The 25669-nt window shown below is 41.9% G+C and carries 25 protein-coding genes; 15 read left to right on the top strand and 10 right to left on the bottom strand.

The genetic code is table 11. From position 1 onward, the window contains the following. The 6 genes from G4420_RS01685 to G4420_RS01660 are packed head-to-tail and all read left to right on the top strand — an operon-like array spanning position 1 to position 5805. A complete protein-coding gene (locus G4420_RS01685; RefSeq protein ID WP_163321883.1) occupies positions 1 to 741 on the top strand; it encodes a PHP domain-containing protein in 741 nt (246 codons plus the stop codon). Next, positions 738 to 1286, top strand: coding sequence for an ATP-binding protein (locus G4420_RS01680; protein WP_163321882.1), 549 nt, complete (start codon positions 738 to 740; stop codon positions 1284 to 1286). Before G4420_RS01685 ends, G4420_RS01680 begins: the two co-directional genes overlap by 4 nt. Positions 1287 to 1298: 12 nt before the next feature. Further along, positions 1299 to 1694 (top strand): (2Fe-2S) ferredoxin domain-containing protein, encoded by a 396-nt coding sequence (locus G4420_RS01675; protein ID WP_163321881.1) that lies wholly within the window; start codon positions 1299 to 1301, stop codon positions 1692 to 1694. 17 nt (positions 1695 to 1711) lie between these two features. Beyond that, positions 1712 to 3505 (top strand): NADH-quinone oxidoreductase subunit NuoF, encoded by a 1794-nt coding sequence (locus G4420_RS01670; protein ID WP_163321880.1) that lies wholly within the window; start codon positions 1712 to 1714, stop codon positions 3503 to 3505. A 17-nt stretch (positions 3506 to 3522) separates the two neighbouring features. Next, a complete protein-coding gene (locus tag G4420_RS01665) occupies positions 3523 to 5274 on the top strand; it encodes an NADH-dependent [FeFe] hydrogenase, group A6 (protein ID WP_163321879.1) in 1752 nt (583 codons plus the stop codon). 48 nt (positions 5275 to 5322) lie between these two features. Further along, a complete protein-coding gene (locus G4420_RS01660; RefSeq protein WP_045026765.1) occupies positions 5323 to 5805 on the top strand; it encodes an NADH-quinone oxidoreductase subunit NuoE family protein in 483 nt (160 codons plus the stop codon). Positions 5806 to 5883: 78 nt separating this feature from the next. Here G4420_RS01660 and G4420_RS01655 read toward each other — a convergent pair whose 3' ends face one another. The 4 genes from G4420_RS01655 to G4420_RS01640 all read right to left on the bottom strand — a co-directional run bounded on the left by G4420_RS01655 (position 5884) and on the right by G4420_RS01640 (position 11344). Then, the gene (locus G4420_RS01655; RefSeq protein WP_163321878.1) at positions 5884 to 6663 is read right to left on the bottom strand and encodes an alpha/beta fold hydrolase; all 780 of its coding nucleotides are present in this window, start codon (positions 6661 to 6663) and stop codon (positions 5884 to 5886) included. A gap of 103 nt (positions 6664 to 6766) precedes the next feature. Then, positions 6767 to 7540: an NIPSNAP family protein gene (locus G4420_RS01650; RefSeq protein ID WP_163321877.1), complete on the bottom strand. Its 774-nt coding sequence runs from the start codon at positions 7538 to 7540 to the stop codon at positions 6767 to 6769. A 33-nt stretch (positions 7541 to 7573) separates the two neighbouring features. After that, positions 7574 to 8761, bottom strand: a complete 1188-nt coding sequence (locus G4420_RS01645) for an aldo/keto reductase (RefSeq protein ID WP_163321876.1) — start codon at positions 8759 to 8761, stop codon at positions 7574 to 7576. Positions 8762 to 8917: 156 nt separating this feature from the next. After that, on the bottom strand, positions 8918 to 11344 hold the full coding sequence (locus tag G4420_RS01640) for an alpha/beta hydrolase family protein (protein WP_163321875.1): 2427 nt from the start codon (positions 11342 to 11344) through the stop codon (positions 8918 to 8920). 199 nt (positions 11345 to 11543) lie between these two features. Between G4420_RS01640 and surE the strand changes: the two genes are divergently transcribed. The 9 genes from surE (at position 11544) to G4420_RS01595 (ending at position 20184) form a co-directional block, all read left to right on the top strand. After that, complete coding sequence (gene surE, locus G4420_RS01635; protein WP_045026771.1) at positions 11544 to 12317, top strand: 5'/3'-nucleotidase SurE; 774 nt, start codon at positions 11544 to 11546, stop codon at positions 12315 to 12317. Positions 12318 to 12327: 10 nt separating this feature from the next. Beyond that, entirely contained in the window at positions 12328 to 12630 is a 303-nt protein-coding gene (locus G4420_RS01630) for a hypothetical protein (protein WP_163321874.1), read from the top strand. A gap of 1 nt (position 12631) precedes the next feature. Further along, positions 12632 to 13756 (top strand): lipid-A-disaccharide synthase, encoded by a 1125-nt coding sequence (gene lpxB, locus G4420_RS01625; protein WP_163321873.1) that lies wholly within the window; start codon positions 12632 to 12634, stop codon positions 13754 to 13756. After that, positions 13753 to 14385, top strand: a complete 633-nt coding sequence (locus tag G4420_RS01620) for a hypothetical protein (protein ID WP_163321872.1) — start codon at positions 13753 to 13755, stop codon at positions 14383 to 14385. Before lpxB ends, G4420_RS01620 begins: the two co-directional genes overlap by 4 nt. A gap of 15 nt (positions 14386 to 14400) precedes the next feature. Beyond that, complete coding sequence (gene gldG / locus G4420_RS01615) at positions 14401 to 16809, top strand: gliding motility-associated ABC transporter substrate-binding protein GldG (RefSeq protein ID WP_163321871.1); 2409 nt, start codon at positions 14401 to 14403, stop codon at positions 16807 to 16809. A gap of 113 nt (positions 16810 to 16922) precedes the next feature. After that, positions 16923 to 18050: a DNA polymerase III subunit beta gene (gene dnaN, locus G4420_RS01610; RefSeq protein ID WP_163321870.1), complete on the top strand. Its 1128-nt coding sequence runs from the start codon at positions 16923 to 16925 to the stop codon at positions 18048 to 18050. A 74-nt stretch (positions 18051 to 18124) separates the two neighbouring features. Further along, positions 18125 to 18931, top strand: coding sequence for a 3'-5' exonuclease (locus G4420_RS01605; RefSeq protein ID WP_163321869.1), 807 nt, complete (start codon positions 18125 to 18127; stop codon positions 18929 to 18931). Between the two features lie 131 nt (positions 18932 to 19062). Beyond that, a complete protein-coding gene (locus G4420_RS01600; protein ID WP_163321868.1) occupies positions 19063 to 19677 on the top strand; it encodes a fumarylacetoacetate hydrolase family protein in 615 nt (204 codons plus the stop codon). 84 nt (positions 19678 to 19761) lie between these two features. Then, positions 19762 to 20184: an acyl-CoA thioesterase gene (locus G4420_RS01595; RefSeq protein WP_045026785.1), complete on the top strand. Its 423-nt coding sequence runs from the start codon at positions 19762 to 19764 to the stop codon at positions 20182 to 20184. Here G4420_RS01595 and G4420_RS01590 read toward each other — a convergent pair. The 6 genes from G4420_RS01590 to G4420_RS01565 form a co-directional block, all read right to left on the bottom strand. Continuing rightward, positions 20181 to 20801, bottom strand: a complete 621-nt coding sequence (locus G4420_RS01590) for a hypothetical protein (RefSeq protein WP_163321867.1) — start codon at positions 20799 to 20801, stop codon at positions 20181 to 20183. The two genes, G4420_RS01595 and G4420_RS01590, sit on opposite strands and share 4 nt — an antisense overlap. Before the next feature lie 5 nt (positions 20802 to 20806). After that, positions 20807 to 21445, bottom strand: a complete 639-nt coding sequence (locus tag G4420_RS01585; protein WP_163321866.1) for a YkgJ family cysteine cluster protein — start codon at positions 21443 to 21445, stop codon at positions 20807 to 20809. Positions 21446 to 21551: 106 nt separating this feature from the next. Beyond that, entirely contained in the window at positions 21552 to 22925 is a 1374-nt protein-coding gene (locus G4420_RS01580; protein ID WP_163321865.1) for an alanine/glycine:cation symporter family protein, read from the bottom strand. A gap of 206 nt (positions 22926 to 23131) precedes the next feature. Next, positions 23132 to 23965 carry an endonuclease/exonuclease/phosphatase family protein gene (locus tag G4420_RS01575; RefSeq protein ID WP_163321864.1) on the bottom strand — a complete coding sequence of 278 codons (834 nt, stop codon included), beginning with the start codon at positions 23963 to 23965 and terminating at the stop codon, positions 23132 to 23134. Continuing rightward, a complete protein-coding gene (locus G4420_RS01570) occupies positions 23962 to 24921 on the bottom strand; it encodes an alpha/beta hydrolase (RefSeq protein WP_163321863.1) in 960 nt (319 codons plus the stop codon). The genes G4420_RS01575 and G4420_RS01570 overlap by 4 nt, the downstream gene beginning before the upstream one ends. 235 nt (positions 24922 to 25156) lie before the next feature. Next, the gene (locus G4420_RS01565; protein WP_163321862.1) at positions 25157 to 25642 is read right to left on the bottom strand and encodes a methylated-DNA--[protein]-cysteine S-methyltransferase; all 486 of its coding nucleotides are present in this window, start codon (positions 25640 to 25642) and stop codon (positions 25157 to 25159) included. Positions 25643 to 25669: the final 27 nt, after the last annotated feature.

The following is a 25669-nucleotide window of genomic DNA, read 5'->3' as shown; positions in this document are numbered from 1 at the left end:
ATGCAAAAATTCAGGGCCGACCTACATATTCATACCGTACTTTCGCCCTGTGCCGACCTGGAAATGGCTCCGCGTAAAATTGTGGAACAAGCCCGGGAGGCAGGATTGCATATTATTGGAATCACCGATCACAATTCAACCTTAAATGCTAAAGTAATTCGCGATTTGGCCCGCGAAAAAGGAATTCTGGCGCTTACCGGTGCCGAAGTTACTACCAAAGAAGAAGTACACTGCCTGGCATTTTTCGAAAACGATGAAACCCTTGATCAGTTTCAGCTGTATTTGGAGCAGAACATTACCCGTATCCCAAACCCCGATGGCCACTTTGGTTATCAGCCGGTTGTTGACGAAAACGAAGAGGTATTGGAGCTGGTTCCGTATTACCTCACATCAGCATTAAAAAAAGGTATATCGTCGGTTCAAAAGTATGTGTACGAGTTGGGCGGTATTTTTATTCCGGCACATGTTAACCGCCCGCTAAACGGATTGTTTAGCCACCTCGGATTTGTGCCAACCGACCTTGAATTCGATGCCATGGGAATTACCGGAAAAACCAGTGAGAAACATGTTCGAGAACATTATGATTTAAGTGATAAAATTTCCCTGATTTATAATTCTGATGCTCATTTTTTAGAACAGATTGGTACCCGGTATTCCGAATTTAATATTCATGAATTAACTTTTAGTGAGGTGAAAAAAGCTCTGAATCAGCAGGATGAGCGATTTGTTGAAGTCAAATGAAAACACTGTCCGAACATATTCTTGATATTGTGCAGAACTCCGTAAGCGCAAAAGCGACATTGATTGAAATCATAGTTGAGGAGGATAAAATAACAGATCTTTATTCATTAATAATCAGAGACAACGGCTGCGGAATGAGCAAAGAAACGCTGGCCAAAGCCATTAATCCGTTCTTTACATCGCGAACCACCCGAAAAGTGGGTTTAGGCATTCCGCTTTTAAAGCATAATGCTGAAGCTGCCGGGGGCAGTTTTTCGCTCGAATCGGAAATAAATGTGGGTACCGTTTTAACTGCCCGTTTTCAGCTGTCGAATATCGATCGACCACCGTTGGGCGACATTTGGGAAACCTTGTACCTGATGTTTTTAAGCTACACCGTTGGAAATTTGGTGTACCACCACAAAACAGAAAAGGGCGGGTTTCAGCTAAGTTCCGATGAGTTGAAAGAAGTGCTGGGCGATGTTTCGTATCAGCAAAAGGAAATACGCGAAGGGATTTTGGAATTGATAAGATCGAATTTAGAAGAGATTGAGGTAACGAAATAACAAATAAACGATATGACTAAAATTAAATCATTGGCTGACCTTCGGAAGATAAAAGAAGAAGCGCAGTCGAGAATCAAACTCAGGGAAAATAGTACTAATCCTGATCAGGTGGTGCAAGTAAAAGTGGGTATGGCCACATGTGGTATTGCATCAGGTGCGAAAGAAATCATGAAGTATTTTGTGGAAGAGCTGGAACAGGAAGCCATTGACGCGGTTGTTACTCAAACCGGTTGCATGGGCTACTGTTATGCTGAACCTACCGTTGAAGTAAAATTGCCGGGAAAAGAACCGCTGGTTTTCGGACATGTTAACAAAGAAAAGGTTCACGAAATAATTGATAAGTACATAAAACGCGGCGAGCTGGTTGACGGTATAATTCCTGTCAGTTTTAAAACCATTGACGACTAAATACTAAACCTTTAACTATGACTGATTATAAAATGCATCTTTTAATTTGTGGCGGTACCGGGTGTAAAGCATCGGAAAGCGACGAAATTAAAAACAGGCTAAACCAATTGATTAGTGATTTTGGACTCGCAGATGAAGTTCAGGTGGTGCTGACCGGTTGTTTTGGTTTCTGCGAAAAAGGACCCATTATAAAAGTATTACCCGACAACACTTTTTATGTACAGGTTACGCCAAATGATGTGGTTGAAATTATGGAGGAACACATTGTTAAAGGCCGGCCGGTAAAACGTTTGTTATATACCGATCCAAACAGCGCTGAGCAGATCAGCGATTCAAAAGGTATGGATTTCTATAAAAAGCAAATCCGTATTGCCTTAAAGAACTGTGGTTTTATCAACCCTGAAAATATTGACGAATACATTGCCCGCGATGGTTACCAGGCTTTGGGAAAATGTTTGACAGAGCTGACGCCTGAAGAGGTAATAAAAGAGGTGAAGGACTCTGGCTTACGGGGCCGTGGTGGTGGCGGTTTCCCTACAGGATTAAAGTGGGAGATCACTAAAAATGTTGAAAACGACCAGAAATACGTGGTTTGTAATGCCGATGAGGGCGACCCAGGTGCATTTATGGACCGCTCGATTCTGGAAGGCGATCCGCACTCGGTACTGGAGGCAATGGCCATTTGCGGTTATTGTATTGGTGCCGACAAAGGGCTGGTTTATATCCGTGCCGAATATCCGCTGGCTATTCAGCGTTTGAAAATTGCCATTAAACAAGCCGAAGAGTATGGTTTGATTGGCGATGATATTTTAGGAACAGGCTTCAATTTTCATATCGAATTACGTTATGGTGCCGGAGCTTTTGTTTGCGGCGAAGAAACTGCGCTGATTCACTCGATGGAAGGTTTGCGTGGCGAGCCAACTTTTAAACCGCCGTTCCCATCCGTTTCCGGGTACATGGGAAAACCTACCAACGTAAACAATGTGGAGACTTTTGCAAACATTCCGGTAATTCTGAATAAAGGCGCCGAATGGTTCAGTAAAATAGGTACCGAAAAATCGAAAGGAACGAAAGTGTTTGCCCTGGCCGGAAAGATCAACAATGTAGGTTTGATTGAAGTGCCAATGGGAACAACACTGCGCGAAGTGATTTACGATATTGGCGGTGGAATTAAAGACGGAAAAGAGTTTAAAGCCGTTCAAACCGGTGGTCCGTCGGGAGGATGTTTAACGAAAGATTCGCTGGATATCCCAATTGATTACGACAACCTGCTGGCATCGGGATCGATGATGGGATCAGGCGGAATGATCGTAATGGACGAAAGCGATTGTATGGTTTCTATTGCGAAATTCTATCTGGATTTTACGTTGGAAGAGTCGTGCGGAAAATGTACACCATGCCGTGTTGGAAACAAACGTCTTTACGAGCTGCTGGATAAAATTACCCAGGGAAAAGGAGAAGAACAGGATATTGAGAAGTTGAAAGATTTAAGTGTGGTTATTAAAGATACGGCACTTTGTGGTTTGGGGCAGACTTCGCCTAACCCGGTGCTTTCAACCATATCTAATTTCGAACACGAATATAAAGCACATGTACACGACGGTAAATGTCCGGCGGGTCAGTGTAAATCGCTTTTGCGTTACGACATTGTTGAAGATCTGTGTACCGGTTGTACACTTTGTTTCCGCAATTGCCCGGTAGGGGCTATTTCCGGCGAGCGCCGTGCACCGCATTTTATCGATCAGACATTGTGTATCAAATGTGGCGTGTGTTTCGAAAAATGTAAATTCAATGCAATAACCCTAACCTAATCAGAAACCTGAAAATTATGGATATAGTAAATCTTACAATAGATAATAAACCGGTTGTGGTAAAATCAGGAACCACAATTCTTGAAGCAGCATCGGGTGTTGGGATGCATATTCCTACGCTGTGTCACATGAAACTTGAAGACCTCAATATTGAAAACAAACCGGGTGGCTGCCGCATTTGTGTGGTTGAGGTGGAAGGAAGAAGAAACCTGGCACCGGCTTGTTGCACCGATGTGAGTGAAGGAATGAAAATCAACACGCACTCGATGCGGGTGATTAATGCGCGCAGAACAGTAATGGAGTTGATTCTTTCCGATCATCCTTTCGACTGTTTGATCTGTGCCAAATCAGGCAACTGCGATTTGCAGGATATGGCGCACAATCTTGGAATTCGCGAAATTCATTATAAAGGTGAGCAGTCGACTTACCGCGAAGATACTTCGCCGGCCATTATTCGCGAGGTAGACAAATGTATTATGTGTCGCCGTTGCGAAACCATGTGTAACGAAGTGCAAACCGTTGGTGTTTTATCGGCCATTAATCGTGGTTTCGAATCGGTTGTTTCACCCGCTTTCGAAATGAACCTCGATCACTCAGTGTGTACATATTGCGGCCAGTGTGTGGCCGTTTGTCCAACTGGAGCATTAACCGAAGTTGACGAAACCGGAAAAGTGATTCGTGCGCTTTCCGATCCTACAAAAACTGTAATTGTACAAACAGCTCCTGCCGTGCGTGCTGCGTTGGGCGAGGAGTTTGGAATGGAAGCCGGATCGTTGGTAACAGGAAAACTGGTAGCTGCTTTACGCCGTTTGGGTTTCGATCATGTTTTTGATACCGACTTTGCCGCCGACCTTACCATTATGGAAGAAGGCACCGAGTTGCTGAACCGTTTGGGAAAACATTTGGCAGGCGATAAAGATGTGAAACTTCCTATTCTAACTTCGTGCTGTCCGGCATGGGTGAAATTCTTCGAGCACCAATTCCCGGAAATGAAAGACATTCCTTCAACTGCACGATCGCCACAGCAAATGTTTGGTGCCATTGCCAAAACTTATTTTGCCGATCAGTTGGGAATTAAGCGCGAAGATATGGTTGTGGTTTCGATTATGCCATGTGTGGCTAAAAAATACGAGTGTGGTCGCGATGAGTTTAAAACCAACGATAATCCGGATGTTGATCATGCACTTACTACACGTGAGTTGGCAGCATTGATCAAACTTTCGAATATCGATTTTACGGCGCTACCAAACGAAGACTTTGATAATCCGTTGGGAGAATCAACCGGTGCGGGTGTGATCTTCGGAACAACCGGCGGTGTAATCGAGGCGGCAGTTCGTACGGCGTATGAAGTTCATACCAAAAAAGAATTGCCAAAATTAGATTTTGAGGAACTGCGTGGCATGGAAGGCATCCGCGAAGCAACTATCGATTTTGACGGATTGCCAATAAAAATTGGTATCGCCCACGGTTTGGGTAACGCACGTAAACTGCTGGAAGATATTCAGGCCGGTAAAAGTGAATTCCACGCCATTGAAATTATGAGCTGTCCGGGTGGATGTATCGGTGGTGGCGGACAGCCATACCATCATGGTGATGCGGGTATTCTGAAAAAACGACAAGCTGCCCTGTATACAGAAGACAAGAACAAAACGCTGCGCAAGTCGCACGAGAATCCACATATTATTGAGTTGTATGAAAAGTTCCTGGGTGAACCGATGAGTGAAAAAGCACATCATCTGTTACACACCGAATATTTCGACAGGACATAGAAATGTATGCGTGAATTTTTGAATGTTTAAATTTTAAAACGTAAGAAAATGCCAAAAATTAAATTAGCAGAGAATACAGTACAACTCATAAAAGATATTTGCAAGGAGTTTGAAAATAAAGAAAGCGAGCTGATAAATGTGCTGCACCAGGTGCAAAGTAAATTGGGTTATTTGCCCGCTGAAGTTCAGGAAGTAATTGCAAAAGAGCTTAAAACTTCGGTGGCTAAAGTGTACGGTGTTGTAACTTTTTACAGCTTCTTCACAATGATCCCACAAGGCGAAAATCCAATCTCAATTTGTATGGGAACGGCCTGTTATGTTCGTGGCGCCGAGCAGGTATTAAACGAATTCAAACGTCAGCTGAAAGTAGAAGTGGGTGAGTCGACCGAAGATGGTAAATTCTCCATTAACTGCCTGCGCTGCGTGGGAGCCTGTGGTTTGGCTCCGGTGGTAACCGTTGGCGAAAAAGTGTACGGCAGGGTAGCACCAACTGATGTAAAAAAGATTATCGCCGAATATAAGAACCACTAGACGGTTGGATAAAATATTGTTCTATTGAAATTTTCCCTCCGTATTTTACGGGGGGAATTTTTTATAAGAAGTTTGAAATTAAGAAGAAATACTTTTTATAAACTGAATACTACGTTCGTTAAAAATATCGGGCTGATCGATATTGCAAACGTGGCCGCTGTTTTTAATAATCTCCAGTTTTGAGTTAAAGTGTTTTTTCACCAGGTTCGATACGGTTGGTAAAAACATATGATCGCGGTCGCCCATCAGATACAAAACAGGAGCCGATGCTTCTTTTATCAAAAACTCTTGCAGATTATCCTTAATTTCGGTCGACATGCGCAGCCATTTCTTAAATTCTTTTTCACCTAAACGAATAGCTTCCCGGATAAACAATTTACGCGATGCAATATCTTTTTTATAGGGAATAAGAATCCATGCATTGATTCTATACAACCACATATATGGGAAAATCGTTTGCAGCAATTTGGCCACCGAAACCAGTGCGTTTATACGTGTATTAAACTGAACCACAGCTCCGCCTAAAATAATCGACTCGGCACGGCCCGGAGCCAGTTTATCCATGGCGCGAATGACAATACAGCCCAACGAAATGCCTACCAAATGTGCTTTTTCAATCTTCAGATGATCCATTGTTTTGATCACATCCAATGCAATTTCATCAAAAGCATAAATTTCAGCCTGGGTGTATTCTTTTTTCGATTTTCCATGCCCGCGCAGGTCTACCAACAGCACATTAAAATGCTTTTTGAATTCGCGCAGTTGCCTAAACCACACAACATTACTTCCCCCGGCGCCGTGTACAAACACCACCCAGGTTTTCGAACTTTTATGTGGAAACACTTTGTTGTAAAGCATGCTGCAAAAGTAAAATTATTTCAATATAACAGCAAGCCAGGTTTTTGGTTGGCTACAACAGGTTCTTATTTTTAAGGATTATTAAGAGTCGCTTAGCATTAAATTAAAAATCGGAATAAGCGGTTGGATGGCACAACCAGTTGTCGATATGCGAAACTGTATTGGCATAAGCTTTATCGTTTTTTAATACCTCCCATTTAGGATGTACACGAAATGCATCCCACAATTCCTTATTCGTTTCGATGTTTTTAAACGAAGTCATGTAAATAAGGTTAGGCATATTGGCTCCGGCCAAAACTTCGCCAAAAAACACAGCGTTAAAACCAAGGTCGTTAAATATTCCAACTTCTCCACCTTCGTTAAACATTTCAACTTTCTTTTGGTAAAGTTTTTCGGTGGCCCCTTCATAACTTCTTATCTGAAAGATCTGTTCCTGTTTTGGCGTATCAAAAACCGGCTTGTGATAGACTGGCATTTCCGAAAATGCTCTTAAAAGAATAGTCTCAACGCGTGTAAATGGCGGATTGTCGTGTGCTGCATTTATGTAGGCGACACTTTCTGAATTTAACTCAAAGCGATTGAGTTGATCTTCTATTTTTTCAATTTCACTCAGGTCGTTTAAAGGAATGAGAACAAATATTTTTTTGCCGTAATCAGGATCGGTTACAATGGGTTTAAAAACTCCAATATTTTCAATTCCTGCCTTGTGGGCAGCCTGAATGAAAGTGCTTTTAAGGTAGTTATCAATACGTTCTTCCTGACCGGGATTGTCTAAACTATAAACTTTTATTTGATAATAGTTACCGGCAAGAAGTTGTGAAAAAGAAAACAGTGCAATTATAAAAAATGCGATTGAAAGAATTGGTTTAGATTTCATTTTTAACGGTTTTTGGTTTATCGCACTAAGATATTAATTTTTAGCTAATTTGTATTCAGGTTTATACAAAGCCCGGTGAGTTTCGGCAAGTAATTCTTTTAGCGGAATATGACCGGGGATTTTTGTCGTATCAATTTTGTTCAAATTTGCTTGGGTGGGTAATTCTCCCGGAAACCAGTGGCTTTTTTCATTAAAGGTTTTGTAGCGGTATTTGGCGAAATCGATCATATCATACGATTTCCAAAGTCGGCGCAAGCGCAAAACTTCCGGTATATTTATTCCCGATGGATCGTTTTGCATCTCGAACCCCTCGAAACCGGCATACGGATCGTCGAATAAAAAGCTATCCAGTTTTAGTTTGGTTTCGTAATCAGCCTTGCTCCATGGCGATGTGGTGGGGAAAATGCCTTTCATTTCCTCAAAATGTTCTTTTTCGGTTATGCCGAACGAAAGCGTGTGGATGGCCGGATTATTTAAACAAAAACGTGCATTCCACTGAATGGGTGATAACGGAGAAGTGGCATTTTTTACCTTGTCCGGTGCATTAAACAGCTGGCCTCCTTTATCGTTTGGCGAGATAATAAAAACGCCCATATCGTGTACTTGGGCCATTTGTACCGCTGCCAGGTTTCGCTGGTTAAAATAGTAGTAGTGCAGGTTCACAAAATCGAACAAGCCTGTTTCAATGGCACGCACAATCACCTCCACTGGTGCGTGTGTACTAAAACCAACGTGTTGTATTATGCCTTCTTCTTTTAATTTCAGCAGCGCTTCAACCGCTCCGCCTCTTTTGCAACTTTGTTCCAGCAATTCAGGGGTGTTTATTCCGTGCCAGCCGTAAAAATCGAAGTAATCGGTTTGTAAATCACGTAACTGGTTTTCAACCATTTCGTAGGTGGCATCAGCTGTCATCGGGTTTCCTTTGGTCATTAAATGGTACGAAGTACGCGGAATGGCCAGTTCTTCATTTAAAACTTTACCATAAACGGTTTCGCTTTTTTTGTAGCCCCAGGCCGTTTCAATGTGGTTAATGCCCGCATCCAATGCCAGTTGAACCGTATTCAAACATTCTTCCAATGTATCTTCAGGAATGTCTCGTCGCGGATCGTCCCAGCCATGCTTAAAACGCATACCGCCCAGTGTTATCGTACTCAGGTACTTTTCGGTTTTCCCAAAACGTCGGTATTGCATTCCCTCTTTTTTATTCAGAATTTTTGGCATAACAATGCATCATTTTTTATCTACGATCGACAAAGGTAGGCTTTTATATCATCTTCGAAATTGAAAGTGCTTGAAGAAAATGTTAAGCGATATTTGAAATAAAAAAGCCCGGAATTGCTTTTTACTATTCCGGGCCTTCTTTTCACTATGGTGATTTTATTTCTTATTTTTTACATACTTTTCCAGCCATTGATCCTGCTCCCAAAGCATGTGTATAATTGATTCGCGAGCTGAATAACCGTGGCTTTCTTTAGGTAACATAACCAGTCGAACAGGTGCACCCAGTCCTTTTAAAGCATTAAAATAGCGCTCACTTTGCATGGGGTAAGTTCCCGAGTTGTTATCCGCCATTCCGTGAATAAGCAATAGTGGTGTTTTCATTTTATCGGCATGCATAAACGGACTCATGGTGTAATAAACTTCCGGTGCCTCCCAATAAGTTCTTTCTTCGCTTTGAAACCCAAATGGTGTAAGCGTGCGGTTGTAGGCACCACTTCGGGCAATTCCGGCAGCAAAAAGATCGGAATGAGACAACAAGTTGGCAGTCATAAAAGCACCATATGAGTGGCCACCAACAGCAACACGGTCACGGTCGATGTATCCCAACTCGTCAACTGCATCAATGGCTGCTTTTGCGTTTGCCACCAATTGTTCGCGGAAACTGTCGTTGGGCTCTTTATCTCCTTCTCCAACAATTGGAAACGCAGCATCGTCGAGAATTGCATACCCACGGGTTACCCAAAAAATAATCGATCCGTACGACGGGTAGGTAAATGTATGTGGCGACGAAGTAACCTGACCTGCAGTTAATTTATCCTTGTACTCGCGCGGATAAGCCCACATTATCATCGGAAGCTTTTCTTTTTTATCCATGTCGTAACCGGCAGGCAGATACAACGTTCCCGATAAGTCCAAACCATCTTCACGTTTGTAGTTAATTATCTCTTTGTGAATGTCGGCAATACTTTGGTAAGGATTTTTAAAGAAAGTAAGCGGCTGTGGTGCGATACGTTTTTTTATGTTCCGGATGTAGTAATTCGGATACTGAGTGCTGGTTTCAACACGGGTTAAAAGAACACCTTTGTCGGCATCAATAGCACGAATAATATTTTCGAGTGTAGTTTCTCCATCAGCACGCCATAGCCGTTCTGTTTTTTTTGTTTTCAGGTCAAAGGCATCGAAAAAGGGACGCATTCCTTCCGGAGAATAACCACGGCCGGTTAAATACAATGTGTTTTTGTCCATTTCGAGCGTATAAGTTCCTAACTCGTTCTTGGTGGTAACAAATGATCCTGGATCGTTATAACGGTCATTTGTATTGCGGTCGAAAAGAACAACCGGTTCAACCGATGCATCGCCCGGGTTAAAAAGATATGTTTTTTCGTTACGTGTATTCCACCACTCGTCGGTGGCAATTGCAACAGCATCATTTCCCCAGATAATTCTGCCAAAACGCTGTTGGGTTTTTAAAATGGATTTTGGTTCCCCTTCAAACGGGGCATCAAGCGTAAACACTTCGTCTCTGAAATCAACTTCAACGGCCGGATCTCCTTCATCAAGTGCTTTAACGTAACAAATAGTTGCCGGTTTGTCGGCACGCCAGCGTAGGCTACGTATTTCTTTTGTGGTAGACATAAAGCCTTTCGGGCGTACTTCCTCAAGCGGCACATCGCGAATAACTTTTACCAGCTTGCCCGATTTGTCGTAAATAGTTGTTTTAGATGGGAAACGACTGTATGTTACGATGTATGAAAATGGTTCGCCAAGTGTCGTGATCAGAATATATTCACCATTAGGAGAAAAACTCATGCCGGTGTACATGGCGGTTTCCTTCCATTCCGACATGTTTCCTTCAAGGTCAACCGTGTAAAGTGTCGACTGAGCTAATTGTTTAAAGTTGAACTCGTCGGCTTTGTCTTTTAGTAAATCCTGATAAGTTCGGTTTTGCGCTTTTTGTCCATCGCTAACCGAAACTTTTGGGCCGGTTGGTATCGCAGTCGATTTGTCAATCAACGGTTTTTTGTCGGCCGGAAGCATTTTTACAAGCAACTTCGTGTTGTCTTCAAACCATTCAAATGCAGAACCAATATTGGCGTTTAGATTTGCACCGGTAAGTTTTTTACATGTAGCTTCGTTAATATCCAAAATCCACAACTCAACACCTTCGTCAACAGTGTTGGTAAAAGCCATTTTGCTTTGGTCGGGCGACCACGCAAAATTTGCAAGGCGCCCGCTTGCCGGTACATTATTAACTTTAATTTCCTCTGGTTCGCCAACTTTCATCAACGAGATGTTCGTATAGTAACGCGTTCTGCTACCAATGTTGGTAACCGGATTAATTCGTAATCCGGCCAAACGTAATTCGGGTTCCGATAATTCGGCAATGCTTTTAAACTGGTTCCGATGTAACAAAACAATATTTTCGTTTTTAGCATCGAAAGATGCTGAAGGAACCGCCGGAGCATCGATCAATTCCAGAATTTCTTTAGGTGGTTTCTGGTATTCGATATCTACCTGGGCCGTAGCTCCATACCAAATGAGGGAAACAATACAAAATGCAGTGAGTTTTTTCAAGTATTTCATCATTCAAATTTTAAGAATATATTTCTGACCGAACTTATTTTAGACTTATAAAAACTGGCGATCAACGATCTCCGGAAAATATAAATAATACTAAGTACAAAATGTTCATAAATCCCATATGGGTAAGGACATATAAGAATAGTTGGTATAAAATTGGTTTGATGCCACAAGATAGTAATTTCTAATTATCTTTGCTCTCATGCAAAAAAACGATTCTGAAAAACCATTAATTTTGGTTACAAACGACGATGGAATTCATGCAAAAGGTTTGCGTGAACTGGTGGAGGTAATGCAATTTTTTGGTGATGTAGTGGTCATTTCTTCCGAAGTTTCCATGTCGGGAAAAGCTTGTGGTATTACAGTTGATCAGCCGCTGCGGGCAGTGCCTGTGGAGAAGATCCATGGTGTACCAACCTATAAATGTAACGGTACGCCGGTTGACAGTGTGAAATTGAGTTTTAACAGTTTGTTCGAGCGAACACCCGATTATGTGGTGTCGGGAATTAACCACGGATCCAATGCATCCATCAGCGTAATTTACAGTGGAACAATGGGAGCTGCCATTGAAGGAGGTTTGCACGGTGTGCCGTCCATCGGTTTTTCGCTGGATGACTATGGTTCAGAGGCAGATTTTTCGAAAGCCAAACTGGTTGTAGCCCGTGTTTTTCAGAGTGTTATTGAAAATGGTATTCCTGCGTTTACCTGTTTGAATGTGAATATTCCGAAAGGCAAACCTGAGGGGATAAAAGTATGTCGTCAGGCGCATGGAAAGTGGATGGAAGAGTTTGAAAAAAGAACCGATCCACACGGAAGAGAATACCACTGGCTTTCGGGATATTTTCAGAATTTGGATGAAGACACCGAAGACACCGATATTTTTGCATTGGAAAATAATTTTGCCACCGTGGTTCCCGTTCGGGTTGATATGACTTGCTACGAAACCATGGATCAAATTAAGTCGTGGAAGTTTTAATCCGTCTTCTATGCCAAAAAATAAACAGAATAAATACGACAAAGTAGGAGTTGGTGTTTTAACCGGACTGGTTTTGCCGCTGATTATTTTTTTTATCGTATATCTGACCGGCGAAAACGATATGTCGTTTCTCGATTACATTGCCGGAATGAGGCGCATGCAGGCTCTTGTTAAAATTGGCAGCCTGTGCGTTTTTACCAATGTTGGCGCCTTTTGGATCTTCCTGCACCTAAAATACGAAAAGGCGGCCCGAGGAGTGTTGGGAGCCACAATTCTTTATGCCTTACTGGTATTAATTTTAAGAGCAGGTTAATATGCAGTACTACATTATAGCTGGCGAAGCATCGGGCGATTTGCATGGTTCAAACCTGATGAAGGAACTGAAAGTTGCCGACAAAGAGGCTGATTTTCGTTTTTTTGGTGGCGATAAAATGCAGGCAGTTGGCGGCGAATTGGTAAAACACTATCGCGAAATGGCGTTTATGGGTTTTGTGAATGTGATTCTGAATATCCGGACCATAAAACGCAACATGGAGTATTGTAAAACAGACCTGCTTAGCTATAAACCCGATGTACTTATACTGATTGATTATCCCGGCTTTAACCTGCGGATTGCGGAGTTTGCCAAACAAAACAACATAAAAGTTTACTATTATATTTCGCCAAAATTGTGGGCCTGGAAAGAATACCGCGTTAAAAAGGTGCGGGCTTTTGTCGATGAAATGTTTACCATTTTTCCCTTTGAAACCGAATTTTACAAAAAGCACGGCATCGACGTAAACTATGTGGGAAATCCGCTGTTCGATTCGATAAAGGAATTTGAAAAAACAGCACAGTCGGCAGCTGATTTTAAAACCAAAAATAATTTAGATGAACGCCCGATAATTGCCTTACTGGCCGGAAGCCGTGTGCAGGAAATTAAAGGAACCTTGCCGGTAATGAAAAAGGCTGTTGAAGGCCGCAATGATTACCAGGTGGTGCTGGCCGGTGTCTCGTCGGTCGACAAAGAGTTGTATGCCGGAATTTTAGAGGGTAGCAACATAAAAGTGATTTACGAATCTACTTACGATCTGCTGAATAATGCACATACGGCCTTGGTCGCCTCCGGAACGGCCGCATTGGAAACGGCTTTGTTTCATGTGCCGCAAACCGTGCTTTACAAAGTTGAAGGCGGCGTGTTGGTTCATTACATTATGGCTGCTGTTTTAAAAATTGACTGGGTGTCGCTGCCTAATATTATTTTAGGAAAAATGGCGGTAAAAGAGCTGCTTCAAAAAGATATGACCATTAAAAAAGTAACAGCAGAACTGGATCGATTGCTTAGAGACGAAAAGTATCGTAACAGAATTTTGTCGGATTACCGCGATATGCAAAAACTAATGGGCGAACCGGGATGCTCAAAACGGGCGGCTGAAAAAATGGTTTCGTTACTGCAATGAAAGAATTATTCTATTTAAATAGAAGATGGAGTTATGCCGCCGGATTTTTAATAATAAACCTTGTGGTTTGCATTTTGTTGATGAGTGGTTTAACTGCAATTTCAAAAAATTTGTCTTTTCCTTATTTATGGTCCACTGGGTTTCTTTTATTGCTTGGCCTGATGATTGTTGCTTTTGTAAATACAGGCTCCACATTAGTAAAGGAAGTTGTATTTGAGAAAGACACTTTTACGCTTCATTTTTTCTTTTTCAAGTCGAAACACTATAAGTTTAATCAACTGAAACAGTATGCGGCAGCCGCTTATGGCGGATATCGTTACATTATGGCCCATTCCGTAATTTTAGAATTTGATGACGGGAAACGCTATCAGGTTGCCGATTCGATAATTGAGAACTATAAAGCTTTTTATGAATTTATGAAAGCTAGTGATTTAGATTGTTTCGGGTATATTGGGCGAAATAACTGGAGAAAGAAAAATAACCCGCTTTCAAAAAAATGGGTTGTTGAACGCGATGAAAAAGAATTGATCAAAGCCATTGAGAAAAAGAAAGGTGTAATAATTTTGTATTTCTATGGAATAATTACACTTGTAATGAATTTTGCGATGGTACGTTATCTTATTTTCTAATTAAAAGCGACAGAAGTGTATAGCTTATTCAAAAAAGAAATAAAAACTTTCCTCGGATCGCTGATCGGGTACCTGGCCGTGCTGGTTTTTTTATTGGTTACCGGTTTGTTTTTGTGGATTTTCCCGGGGAATTACAATATCCCGGAAAATAACTATGCAACGCTGCAGGGGCTTTTTACGCTGGCGCCGTGGTTGTACCTGTTTTTGGTGCCCGCCATTACCATGCGTATGTTTGCCGACGAAAAACGCAGCGGAACCATCGAAATTCTGCTAACCCGTCCGTTGGCTGATTTTCAGTTGGTGATGGCCAAATTTCTGGCCGGATTGGTGCTGGTGGTTTTCTCGTTGTTGCCCACTTTGTTATATTTTTTGTCGGTTTATTGGCTGGGGAATCCGGTAGGAAGTATCGACACCGGTGCAACCTGGGGGTCGTTTTTTGGGCTTTTTTTCCTGGCAACGATTTATGTGGCCATTGGTATTTTTGCCTCGTCGCTTACCGATAACCAGATCGTTTCCTTCATCTTCGGCATGTCGCTGTCGTTTATTTTTTACCTCGGTTTCGAGTTTGTGGCATCGGCTGAAGTTCCGTATTTGCTGGAGCAAATTTTTTCGTGGCTGAGTATTAACGATCACTACCTGTCCATTTCGCGGGGCGTGGTTGATATGCGCGATATCCTGTATTTTATTGGTATGGCCTTTTTGTTTTTGTATGGCACCACTCTGATTTTACGAAAAGGAAAACTCCGAAAAACAAAAGCAAAAGTTCGGGCGGTGGTTGTTCCTGTAGTTGTTTTGTTGATACTCGCCATTTCATCGAACTTTTTATACCGTATCGACTTGACGGCCGAAAAACGTTATTCGTTATCGGATGTAAGTAAACAAATGGTAAGTGGACTGGAAGGTCCGGTAGAAGTGGAATTGTATTTAAGTGGCGAGCTGGAGGCGGGATTGCGAAAAATACAAAACGAAGTGCTGGAAAAGATTGCTGTGCTGAATGCTTACAGTTCGGCGCCGATTCGGGTTCGCGTTTTTAATCCGTACAGTATTGCGAATATCGAAAAGCAGGAAGAATTTATTACCGGACTGGTAAACAAAGGTGTGCCGCGAATTAATTTTGGCCATAAAACCGAACAAGGCGTGAGTTCGCGTTTTATTTTTCCAGGTGCGATTATTCGTTATCAAAATAAAGAGCTGGCGGTTAATTTTCTGAAAAATAATCCGTACACGAGTTATGAAAATAACTTTAACCATTCGGTGGAAACCATCGAGTTCGAGTTAGTAAATGCATTTCATAAACTGATGCGAAAGAAAAAATCGGTACTGGCATTTTTACAAGGGCACGATGAGGCGAATCAGTACGAAGTGGCTGATATTGCACGGGCATTGTCTGCCGATTTTGAGATTGATATGCTGGAAGCTGCCGATCTGAAAGATTCGGATGTTGATATTTTGGTAATTGCCAATCCCAAAAAAGAATTCCCGGAGACCTCAAAAATTGCCATCGACCAGTACCTGATGAAAGGTGGAAAACTGATGTGGCTGGTTGATCCGGTTCAGGTAAGTTTAGACAGTTTGAGCAAAGGATTTCAAACCTACTCATTTCCAAACGACCTGAATATTGGCGACCAGCTGTTTCGTTATGGCGTTCGTTTAAATTACGAGTTGCTGCAGGATGTAAACTGTATTCAAATTCGGGTAAATACAGCCGCGCCGGGTAATGAGCCACGTTACACCTTGCATCCGTGGTATTATTCGCCATTGCTTACGCCCAACGATAATCACCCGATTAGCCGAAACCTAAACTGGGTAAAAACAGAATTTGTTTCATCGCTCGATACGGTTTCTGCCAGTTCAAATCTCCGAAAAGAGGTGATTCTGAGTACATCGCCTTATGCCCGCCGGATAAAAGCACCGTCGTCGGTGAGTTTGGCAAACATTAACAATCCGCCGGCACGCGAGTTGTTTACAGAGTCGGATATTCCGGTTGGTGTTTTGCTGGAAGGCGTTTTTACTTCGAACTATAAAAACCGTATGGTGGAAAACTACGGCTATTCATCGGCAGAACTGATTACGGAAAGTAAACCCACACAAATGATCGTGATTGCCGACGGAGGTATGATGACCAACAAAGTAAATTATTCTACCAATCCACCTAAAATTCAGGAACTTGGTTTCGACGAAATATCGGGACAGGTTTTCGGGAATAAGGAGTTTCTGATCAATGCCATTTCGTACCTCGATGACAGACAGGGGATTATGCAATTACGTGGGCGGTCGCTAAAATTACGTTTGCTCGACAAAGTAAAATTGCGCGAAGAAGCCGCTTTCTGGAAATGGCTGAATGTATTGCTGCCACTGCTTTTAATCATTGTTTTTGCACTGGTTTACAACCTTGTTCGTAAATACAAATACAATCGTTCATAAAAACGGGTAAAATCAAGCGAAGCACGATAGGGATAATTCCTGAAAGTTTGTATATTCGTATACTTAGATTAGTTGTAAATAAGACAAGAATTCAAAAAAATAAATCGAAATAAATGAAGTTTGTAGTTTCAAGCACCGAATTACTGAGCCACCTTTCTGCAATTAGTAAGGTAATCAGCAGTAAAAGTACAATGCCAATTCTCGATAACTTCCTGTTTCAGTTAAGCGAAACAGAGTTAACCATAACAGCTTCCGATCTGGAGTCGACTTTAATTACCAGCCTCGAGTTGGATAATATTGAAGGCGAAGGAGCCATTGCAGTTCCGGCGAAGTTGATCACCGATACGCTGAAAGAATTTCCGGAGCAACCACTGACATTTCAGATCGATGGCGATTCTTATCATGTTGAAATTTTTTCCGACAATGGTAAATTCAGCATCATGGGGCAAAATGCCGAGGATTTTCCGGAGCAGCCGGCGTTGGATGAAGAAGGTGCATCTTCAATTGATGTTAGCCATGTTGTACTTCAGAAAGGAATTGAAAAAACTTTATTTGCAACAGCCGACGATGAATTACGTCCGGTAATGAATGGTATTTACGTTGAGCTTACTCCTGATTTTGTGAGTTTTGTAGCATCTGATGCGCACAAGCTGGTACGTTACCGTCGTTTGGATGCAAAAGCTGAATTCGAGTCTTCGTTTATTTTGCCTAAAAAACCGGCTAGCTTGTTGAAAAACCTGTTGCCAAAAGAAGAGTTTGATGTTAAACTGGAATTCGACGATAAAAACGCCTTTTTTACCTTAAGCAACTATAAACTTATCTGTCGTTTGGTTGAAGGAAATTACCCAAGTTATAATTCGGTAATTCCAACCAACAACCCGAACAAGATGATCATCGACCGCCTGAATTTCTTTAACACCGTAAAACGTGTTTCCGTATTCTCGAACCAGGCGAGCAACTTGGTAAAACTGAATATTACCGACAACCAGTTGGTGGTTTCGGCACAAGATATCGACTTCTCTATTTCGGCAGTTGAGCGCATCAATTGCGAATACGAGGGCGAAGAAATTGAAATTGGTTTCAAATCAACCTTCCTTCAGGAAATTCTTACCAATATTTCAACCGGCGATGTAAAGGTTGAAATGAGTGATCCAACACGTGCAGGCTTGTTGCTTCCGGCTGAAAACGACGAAGACGAAGATATGTTGATGCTGCTGATGCCAATGATGATTAACGTTTAAAAAGATACAACGATAAACCGAAAAGGTATCCGGGAACGCAGGTTTTAGGGTACCTTTTTTAATTCATACCCACCATGAAATTACATTTAAAAAACGCTTTGGTTTTTTTAGATCTGGAAACCACCGGAATAAACATTGTTACGGATCGAATTGTGGAGATTGCTTTAATAAAAGTAAATGTTGACGGTACCGAGGAAGAAAAGCTGTTACGCATAAATCCTGAACAACCCATTCCGATTGAGGCTTCTTTGATTCATGGAATTTACGATGAGGATGTAAAAGACGCGCCAACTTTTAAGGAAGTAGCAAAAACGCTGGCTAAATTTATGGAAGGATGCGACCTGGCTGGTTTTAATTCTAACCGTTTTGATATTCCCTTACTGGCCGAAGAGTTTTTACGTGCCGAGGTGGATGTTGATTTTAAAAAGCGCAAGTTTATTGATGTGCAGGCCATTTTTCACAAAATGGAAAAACGTACACTGGCAGCAGCATACAAATTTTATTGTAACCAGGAATTAACTGATGCGCACAGTGCCATGGCCGATACAAAAGCAACTTACGAAGTGCTGAAATCGCAGCTCGATAAATACAAAGATGTGGAGTATGAAGATGCAAAAGGGAAAAAGTCAACGCCAATTGAAAATGATGTGGAGAAGTTGAGCGAATTCTCGTCGTACGACCGCAATGTTGATTTCGTGGGCCGTATTGTCTACGATGAAAATGGTGTTGAAGTCTTTAATTTTGGAAAGAACAAAGGAGTACCGGTTGAGCAGGTTTTACAGGAGCAACCCGGTTACTTTGGCTGGATTTTGAACAGTGAATTTCCGCTGTATACGAAGAAAGTTTTAACACAGTTGAAACTAAGAATGATGAGTAAATAGTCTCGTGCTTAGAAGCTCGAGGCTCGTAACTTATTTATTATGAAATGAGCATGAAAAAGGATTCGCATTTAAACGGTTGTATGCCAAATGCGAATTCCATACGATGCTATTAACGTAAATAATCATATCGTATGAAAATAATTTGCATAGGAAGAAATTACGTGGCTCATGCCAAAGAGTTGGGGAATGACTTACCCGAAGAGCCTATCTTTTTTATGAAACCCGATACCGCCTTGTTGCGAAATAACGATCCGTTTTATATCCCGGACTGGACCAACGAGGTGCATCACGAAATTGAGTTGGTGATCAAGATAAACCGTATTGGTAAAAACATTGAAAAACGCTTTGCACACCGTTATTACGACGATGTGGGCTTGGGAATTGATTTCACGGCACGCGATGTACAGGCGCAACTCAAGGCAAAAGGTCTGCCCTGGGAAAAAGCAAAAGCTTTTGATAAGTCGGCGGTGTTAAGCAGTACCTTCTTGCCAAAATCAATTTTCCCCGATCAGGAGGCAATCAGTTTTCGCCTGGACATAAACGGCGCTACTGTTCAGGAATCGCATTCGGGAATGATGATTTTTGATTTTGATGAATTGATTGCCCATATCTCTAATTATGTTACCCTAAAAATTGGTGACCTCATTTACACCGGGACACCGGCAAATGTTGGCCCGGTTGCCATCGGCGATCGTTTGGAAGGGTATCTGGAAGACAAGAAATTATTTGATTTCGAGGTTAAGTAAACCATAATAAATACATTTTCACCGGCTTCTAAGCCGGTGTTTTTATAGATTGTTGAATCAGGCTTTAGCCTTTAAACCTATAAAATGCAGGATTACCATTTTGAATTAGAGATGCAGGTTCGCGATTACGAATGCGACATCCAGGGAATAGTAAATAATTCTGTTTACCAGAACTATTTGGAACACACGCGCCATAAATTTTTGAACCACGTTGGGCTCGATTTTGCACAATTGCACGAAGATGGAATTGATGCTGTTGTTATTAAAGCCGAGTTGGAATACAAATTTCCGTTGCGCCCCGGCGATGATTTTTTCGTTCGTTTGAAAATCGGAAAACAAGGTCGTTTACGCATTGTATTTTTGCAGGAGGTAATTCGTAAAGCCGATGAAAAACTGATGGTAAAAGGTCGTATAACTTCGGTACTTACGAAAAATGGTCGTCCATTGTCTCCCGAAATTTTGGAAAGTAAATTTGAGGAGGCTGGAATAGCTATTGAGGAAGTTTAGTTGCTGCTGTTAAGGATGGTGCTTAAATGTTCGGTTTTCGTATCGCTGCCAAATTCTGAAATATAATCCGTTAATATTTCGCTGGCTTTTTCGCAGTTTATATTCTCTTTTTGAAATTCATAAACATAGCTTGCTACCATTCCAAATAGAGCATCTTTATTGCCGGGATTACTCTTCAAAACACGGTTGAACTGATATCTCGCATTTTTGTAATGACTTTTGTTTAGCCATTCATAACCAGAGTCAAGCAAGTAGTTAATTTGCTCGATTGTAATTTCTGTTTTTTGCTTCTCCTCTTCAGAAACATAAGGATGATAATTTTTTTGGCTGTTGCTAAAGAAAAATTGAAAGATTCCGAAAGTTAGTAGAGGGATAATAATTACTAACGAAAGTACGGTAAGAGCTTTCGTGCGTTTCTGATCCCGCTCAATTTTCTTTCGGTATTTGGCTTTTAGTTGGGCAAGTTTTTCCGGTGAAACTTGTTTTGAGACCAGCTTATATTTGTTTTTGAAGATTCGTTTCTCACCCTTATCCCAGTTCTGGTAGGCATGGTGTTTGGGGCGCGCATTGGCGCGTAACGATTGTATCATTGCAAGAACCGATCCGCCAAACCCCATAACCGTTATTTAATTAGTTTCTCTTCAATACGAAATTCTTTTGCTTCAATACCATGGGTTTTTAAGGCCGATTTAAATCCTTCGTTCATCATTCGTCCCAAACGCATTGGCATATCCAAAAGGGCAGGGTAGGTGTTTTTATCATCGGGGTGCTTATAAAAGTGAACACAACTTTTTACATCCGACGAAAGATAAATACGGCAGGCCACCGGGCGGGCTTCATACGCGGAACATGCATTATCTTTTAAAAGCGGGCAGGGGTGTTTGGCATTCATCAGTTCATCGCCTTTTAATTGACTAAGTTTGGCTTGTTTTTGATTGGCTTTTTCGGTGATTACGGAAATCGTTTCAGCATCAAAAGATTTCTCAATAAACGCCTGTAAATAATCCAACTCATAATCCAGCGCAAAAACCGGTTGGTGGCAACACCAGCTGCAGCCCCGTTTACAATCGATACTTTTATTTTGTTGCCGGGCGTAAATAAACAACGAATCAATCAATCCGTCGATAGCGGCATACATTTCTTTTATTGATTGATGCACCGCTTTCTGCTCCATGTTTGCCTCAACAGCTTTCATGGCCAGTTGGTATCCATCGTGAAAAAAGGCTTTTTCGAGTTGTTCAAATTGCGAGTTGGTGTTCATTTCAATATTTTGATTGAAAATATTGAAGCTATGATAAAAAAACAACAATTAGTCAATTTTAGGAAAATAAAAGTTATTCTCCCTCCGAAAATTGGATTTCAAGTGTTTAATAGTTTTGTTTTTCCACTTTCAACCGTGCAAAATAATCCTTGGCGGCGCGTTTAACATGTGGCGATAGCAGTATGGTTGTAATTACAGTAGGGAAGGCCATCAGTGCAAAAGCAATGTCGATAAGCCCAATAATTACACGCAGATTGGCAACGGCACCCACTAAGATTACGGCAACAAATAGATAGTTGTAAATGTGCTGGTATTTGGTTCCGGCAACAAAACCGAGGCATTTTACCCCGTAATACGGAAAGGCAAACATGGTTGACATGGAAAAGAAAATGACGCAGATAGCCAGAATGTATTTCCCGTAAACCGGAATGCTGGTATCAAAAGCCTGCGCGGTAAGTGTAATTCCATCGGCGCTGCTCACTTTCCATGTGTTGGTAATAATGATCGCCAGGGCGGTCATGGTACAAACAAGAATCGTATCGATAATTGGGCCCAGCATAGCAACCAATCCTTCGCGGATGGGTTCGTTGGTTTTGGCGGCTCCGTGAGCCATAGGTGCTGTACCCAGTCCGGCTTCGTTCGAGAAAGCTGCACGACGAACACCGGTGATGATAATTGCACCCAGCGATCCGCCAAGAACGGCATTTCCGGTAAATGCATCTTCGAAAATGGTTTTAAATGCCGGAACAATTTCCGATGAGTTGGAAAAAATAATGTATAAAACGGTTACTGTATAAACCACCACCATGGTTGGAACCAGGCGGCCGGTAACTTTTCCAATACGTTTAATTCCGCCGATTACAACCAGTCCCACAAGAATAGAAATTACCACACCGGTTAAGATATTGGAAGTAAAAGAACCCTCAATTCCATTAGGAATCAGAATGACATCGCGAACCATTTGGGTAAGCTGGTTGGCCTGAAAAAGTGGAGAAACGCCTATCATGGCCATGATGGCAAAAAATACGGCAATGGGCTTCCATTGTTTGCCCAATCCTTCAGTGATGTAGTACATCGGGCCACCCTGAATTTCGCCGGCATCGTCTTTTCCACGGAACATCACAGCCAGCGAGCAGGTAAAAAATTTGGTGCTAACTCCTAACAATGCCGATACCCACATCCAAAAGATCGCTCCCGGGCCTCCCATAGTAATTGCTACGGCAACACCACTAACGTTTCCCATTCCTATTGTTCCGGCAAGGGCTGTGGAAAGTGCCTGGTAGTGCCGCAATTGTCCGGCTTCGTTTGGATCGTCGTACTTTCCGGTTAAAATGGAAAGTGCATGACCAATGTAGCGTAGCGGCGCCAAACGCGAATACACCAAAAAGTAAAAGCCACCTCCAAGCAGCAAAATTAAAACAGGAGCTCCCCAAATACCATCGGAGATTTTTATAATGAGTTCACCAATATTTTCAAACATTCCGCTAAGAAATGTAAAACTTATCAATTATCAAACCGCAGAATGAAAGATAAAACTCAGGTTTTGTGATAAAATGATTTGATATGCACTGGATTTTGAAAATAAGAATTAGCACATCAAATTTATTTCTCGCAGATTTCGCGGATTACGCAGAGTCTCTCGGGAGACTATACTGCAAAAATCTGCGTAATCTGCGAGAACGATTCTTATTTTAATTGTATTTGCACAAAAACGGGCAAATGGTCAGATGGCGACCGGCCTTCTTTTGTATCGCTGATGGCTGCATATTCCAGCACCTTAATTTTGTCGTTCACAAAAATGTAATCGATGCGGTTATCGCCTTCACTGCCCGGTTTAAAACCGTTGTAAGTTCCAACTGGTCCGTAGGGTGGTTCTTGTGTAACTTCGCGGCTATCGCTCATGTAACCTTTTATCTGCGCTACTGGTTGTGTTTCCGGAGTCAGGTTAAAATCGCCTGTCAGAATTACCGGCAAGCCTGACCCTGCTGTAAACTCTTCCATTTTTTCATGGATCAGTTTTGCTGAATTTTTTCGGGCTTCCACACCAACATGGTCAAAATGCGTATTAAAAACAAAGAATTTTTTTCCGCTTACTTTCGATTTAAATTTTCCCCAGGTAACAATTCTGTTGCAGGCGGCGTCCCAACCCAGTCCGGGCTCGTTGCAGTTTTCCGATAACCAGAAATGTCCTTTTTCTTCCAAGATCAATTTTTTCGGATTGTAGAATATCGGCATAAACTCGCCGGCTTTATCACCATCGTCGCGGCCAACGCCAAACCATTTGTATTCGGGCAAACCTTTTTCAATGTCTAAAAGTTGACCATACAAAGCCTCCTGCAAACCAAAAACGTCAGGATCGTAAAAATGCAGCAATCCGTTTACCATTTCAATACGGTTTGGCCAGGCATTTACGCCGTCGCTTGCCGTATTCATTCGGATATTAAACGTCATTACATTCATTTGCTGCGCAAATAATATTGTTGGGAATAATAAAAGTAGTCCTAAAATTAGTCGTTTCATTCTGAACAGAAATTATAAGTGGTGTATTTATCCGTGTTTTGTTTTCCTTCTATAATGGTTTCCCGTTGCTCATCTTTCTTGTCGATGGCGAAATCCTTGCAAAATTCAATAATCTCATCGAAATAATCCGTAGTGGGTTTGTTGCTCATTTCGTGACCCGCACCACATGATGTGTGTAACCAGTAAGGAGCTTCAAGTTGCCTCATTTTTTCAGCAATCGTGTACGATCCATGCAATATCCAGTAGCCTTTGGTACCTTCATCGCAATAATGGTGAGGTGCCGTTCCGTATGGAACCAGGTTGTCGTCGGTGCCGTGGAATAAAAGCGACGGGATTGCCGATTCATCGTATAATGCCGTTGTGTCGGGAATGGCCCCGGCCATGCCAATTACTCCTGCAAACGAAACCGGCCCCGAATCCAGACCATAACAATAAGGTGGCTGGTAAGCGGTGAACAAAACGGTTTCTGCTCCGGCACTGCTTCCCGACAAAATAATCTGTTGCGGATTAATAGCGTATTGATGACGGTTTTCTATCAAAAAATAGGTTGCATCCAATAAGTCTTCGCTGGCGGCATGAATGGTATTTAGTTTTTCGGTAGCGGGGCAATCGCAACCAAAACCTTCGGGCTTTCCTTTGCGTGTTAAACGATACGATATGGAAGCCACTACATAACCGTAATTGGCGAGTTGTGTACAAAATGTTTTAATGTTCTCTCCGTCTCTTTGTCCACCACTAAAACCGCCGCCGTGTACATAAATTATAGTTGCACGTTCCTGCTCGTAATCGTTTTGCGGAAGGTAAATATCCATATCCAGATTTTCGCCATCCTTGGTTGCATAAGTAGCTGTTTCTACTCGGATCTCATCGAAAACGTTGGCTGTATATCTTTCCTGGGCCAGGCAAACACCAACCAGAAAGTATAACAGAATAACCAGGTTTAATTTTTTAGGCATAAAATTTTTTGTGTGAATATAAGGATATATCAGACTTCCTGCAAAAGAAAATGGAACCCAAAATTGAGTTCCACTTCTTAAGGTTAACTATATCAGTTTCCTTATTTTTTATCTTCCTGATTTCGTAAAGAAATTTGCAAACGGTATGCCATAATGTTTAATGTGCAAGTATCCAGCAGTATAGCAGTTTTGCTTTCCTTTATGGACTCTTCATTCTGGGACAATATTCCCGAAATTAGAATAATCGGGTGGTGGATGGAGTGTGTAACAACTCGTGATTGAGGAGCCAACGTTTGCGTTCCAAACCGCCGGCGTAACCGGTAAGTTTTCCCGAACTTCCAACAATACGATGACAAGGAATAATAATTGGAATTGGATTTTTTCCGTTTGCCAGCCCTACAGCACGTGTATTTTTTTCTGAGCCGGATAGTTTGGCAATATCGAGATAGCTGGCAGTTGCTCCAAAATCAACGTTTTGCACCAGTTCCCAGATTTTTTGCTGAAAGTCTGTCCCTTCCGGAGCTAGTTGCAGGTTGAAGTTTTTTCGTTCGCCGGCAAAATATTCTCGCAGTTGACTTTCTGCATTTTCCAAAATGTTTGGTTGATCTGCAGAATTTTCAGCTTTTTCAGAATCAAAACTGACAGCTGCTAATGCCGTTTCAGTTGACTGAAGCTTGAGCCAGCCTACCGGAGAATTCATATATCTGGTAAATAGTATCATAAAAAAATCCGGTACCAAAGATACCGG

Source organism: Draconibacterium mangrovi, assembly GCF_010586825.1.
Classification (GTDB): Bacteria; Bacteroidota; Bacteroidia; order Bacteroidales; family Prolixibacteraceae; genus Draconibacterium; species Draconibacterium mangrovi.
The sequence above is the reverse complement of the archived record's forward strand: the minus strand, read 5'-3'. Positions and strand labels throughout refer to the sequence as shown.

Coding starts and splice junctions, on each gene's coding strand:
- G4420_RS01590 (WP_163321867.1), bottom strand. CDS start 20,801: ATGGGGTTTGGCGGATCGGTTCTTGCAATGATACAATCGTTACGCGCC.
- G4420_RS01680 (WP_163321882.1), top strand. CDS start 738: ATGAAAACACTGTCCGAACATATTCTTGATATTGTGCAGAACTCCGTA.
- G4420_RS01650 (WP_163321877.1), bottom strand. CDS start 7,540: ATGAAATCTAAACCAATTCTTTCAATCGCATTTTTTATAATTGCACTG.
- G4420_RS01585 (WP_163321866.1), bottom strand. CDS start 21,445: ATGAACACCAACTCGCAATTTGAACAACTCGAAAAAGCCTTTTTTCAC.
- G4420_RS01660 (WP_045026765.1), top strand. CDS start 5,323: ATGCCAAAAATTAAATTAGCAGAGAATACAGTACAACTCATAAAAGAT.
- dnaN (WP_163321870.1), top strand. CDS start 16,923: ATGAAGTTTGTAGTTTCAAGCACCGAATTACTGAGCCACCTTTCTGCA.
- G4420_RS01595 (WP_045026785.1), top strand. CDS start 19,762: ATGCAGGATTACCATTTTGAATTAGAGATGCAGGTTCGCGATTACGAA.
- G4420_RS01600 (WP_163321868.1), top strand. CDS start 19,063: ATGAAAATAATTTGCATAGGAAGAAATTACGTGGCTCATGCCAAAGAG.
- G4420_RS01645 (WP_163321876.1), bottom strand. CDS start 8,761: ATGCCAAAAATTCTGAATAAAAAAGAGGGAATGCAATACCGACGTTTT.
- G4420_RS01605 (WP_163321869.1), top strand. CDS start 18,125: ATGAAATTACATTTAAAAAACGCTTTGGTTTTTTTAGATCTGGAAACC.
- G4420_RS01570 (WP_163321863.1), bottom strand. CDS start 24,921: ATGCCTAAAAAATTAAACCTGGTTATTCTGTTATACTTTCTGGTTGGT.
- G4420_RS01665 (WP_163321879.1), top strand. CDS start 3,523: ATGGATATAGTAAATCTTACAATAGATAATAAACCGGTTGTGGTAAAA.
- G4420_RS01575 (WP_163321864.1), bottom strand. CDS start 23,965: ATGAAACGACTAATTTTAGGACTACTTTTATTATTCCCAACAATATTA.
- G4420_RS01685 (WP_163321883.1), top strand. CDS start 1: ATGCAAAAATTCAGGGCCGACCTACATATTCATACCGTACTTTCGCCC.
- surE (WP_045026771.1), top strand. CDS start 11,544: ATGCAAAAAAACGATTCTGAAAAACCATTAATTTTGGTTACAAACGAC.
- lpxB (WP_163321873.1), top strand. CDS start 12,632: ATGCAGTACTACATTATAGCTGGCGAAGCATCGGGCGATTTGCATGGT.
- G4420_RS01675 (WP_163321881.1), top strand. CDS start 1,299: ATGACTAAAATTAAATCATTGGCTGACCTTCGGAAGATAAAAGAAGAA.
- G4420_RS01580 (WP_163321865.1), bottom strand. CDS start 22,925: ATGTTTGAAAATATTGGTGAACTCATTATAAAAATCTCCGATGGTATT.
- G4420_RS01670 (WP_163321880.1), top strand. CDS start 1,712: ATGACTGATTATAAAATGCATCTTTTAATTTGTGGCGGTACCGGGTGT.
- G4420_RS01655 (WP_163321878.1), bottom strand. CDS start 6,663: ATGCTTTACAACAAAGTGTTTCCACATAAAAGTTCGAAAACCTGGGTG.
- G4420_RS01565 (WP_163321862.1), bottom strand. CDS start 25,642: ATGATACTATTTACCAGATATATGAATTCTCCGGTAGGCTGGCTCAAG.
- G4420_RS01630 (WP_163321874.1), top strand. CDS start 12,328: ATGCCAAAAAATAAACAGAATAAATACGACAAAGTAGGAGTTGGTGTT.
- G4420_RS01640 (WP_163321875.1), bottom strand. CDS start 11,344: ATGAAATACTTGAAAAAACTCACTGCATTTTGTATTGTTTCCCTCATT.
- G4420_RS01620 (WP_163321872.1), top strand. CDS start 13,753: ATGAAAGAATTATTCTATTTAAATAGAAGATGGAGTTATGCCGCCGGA.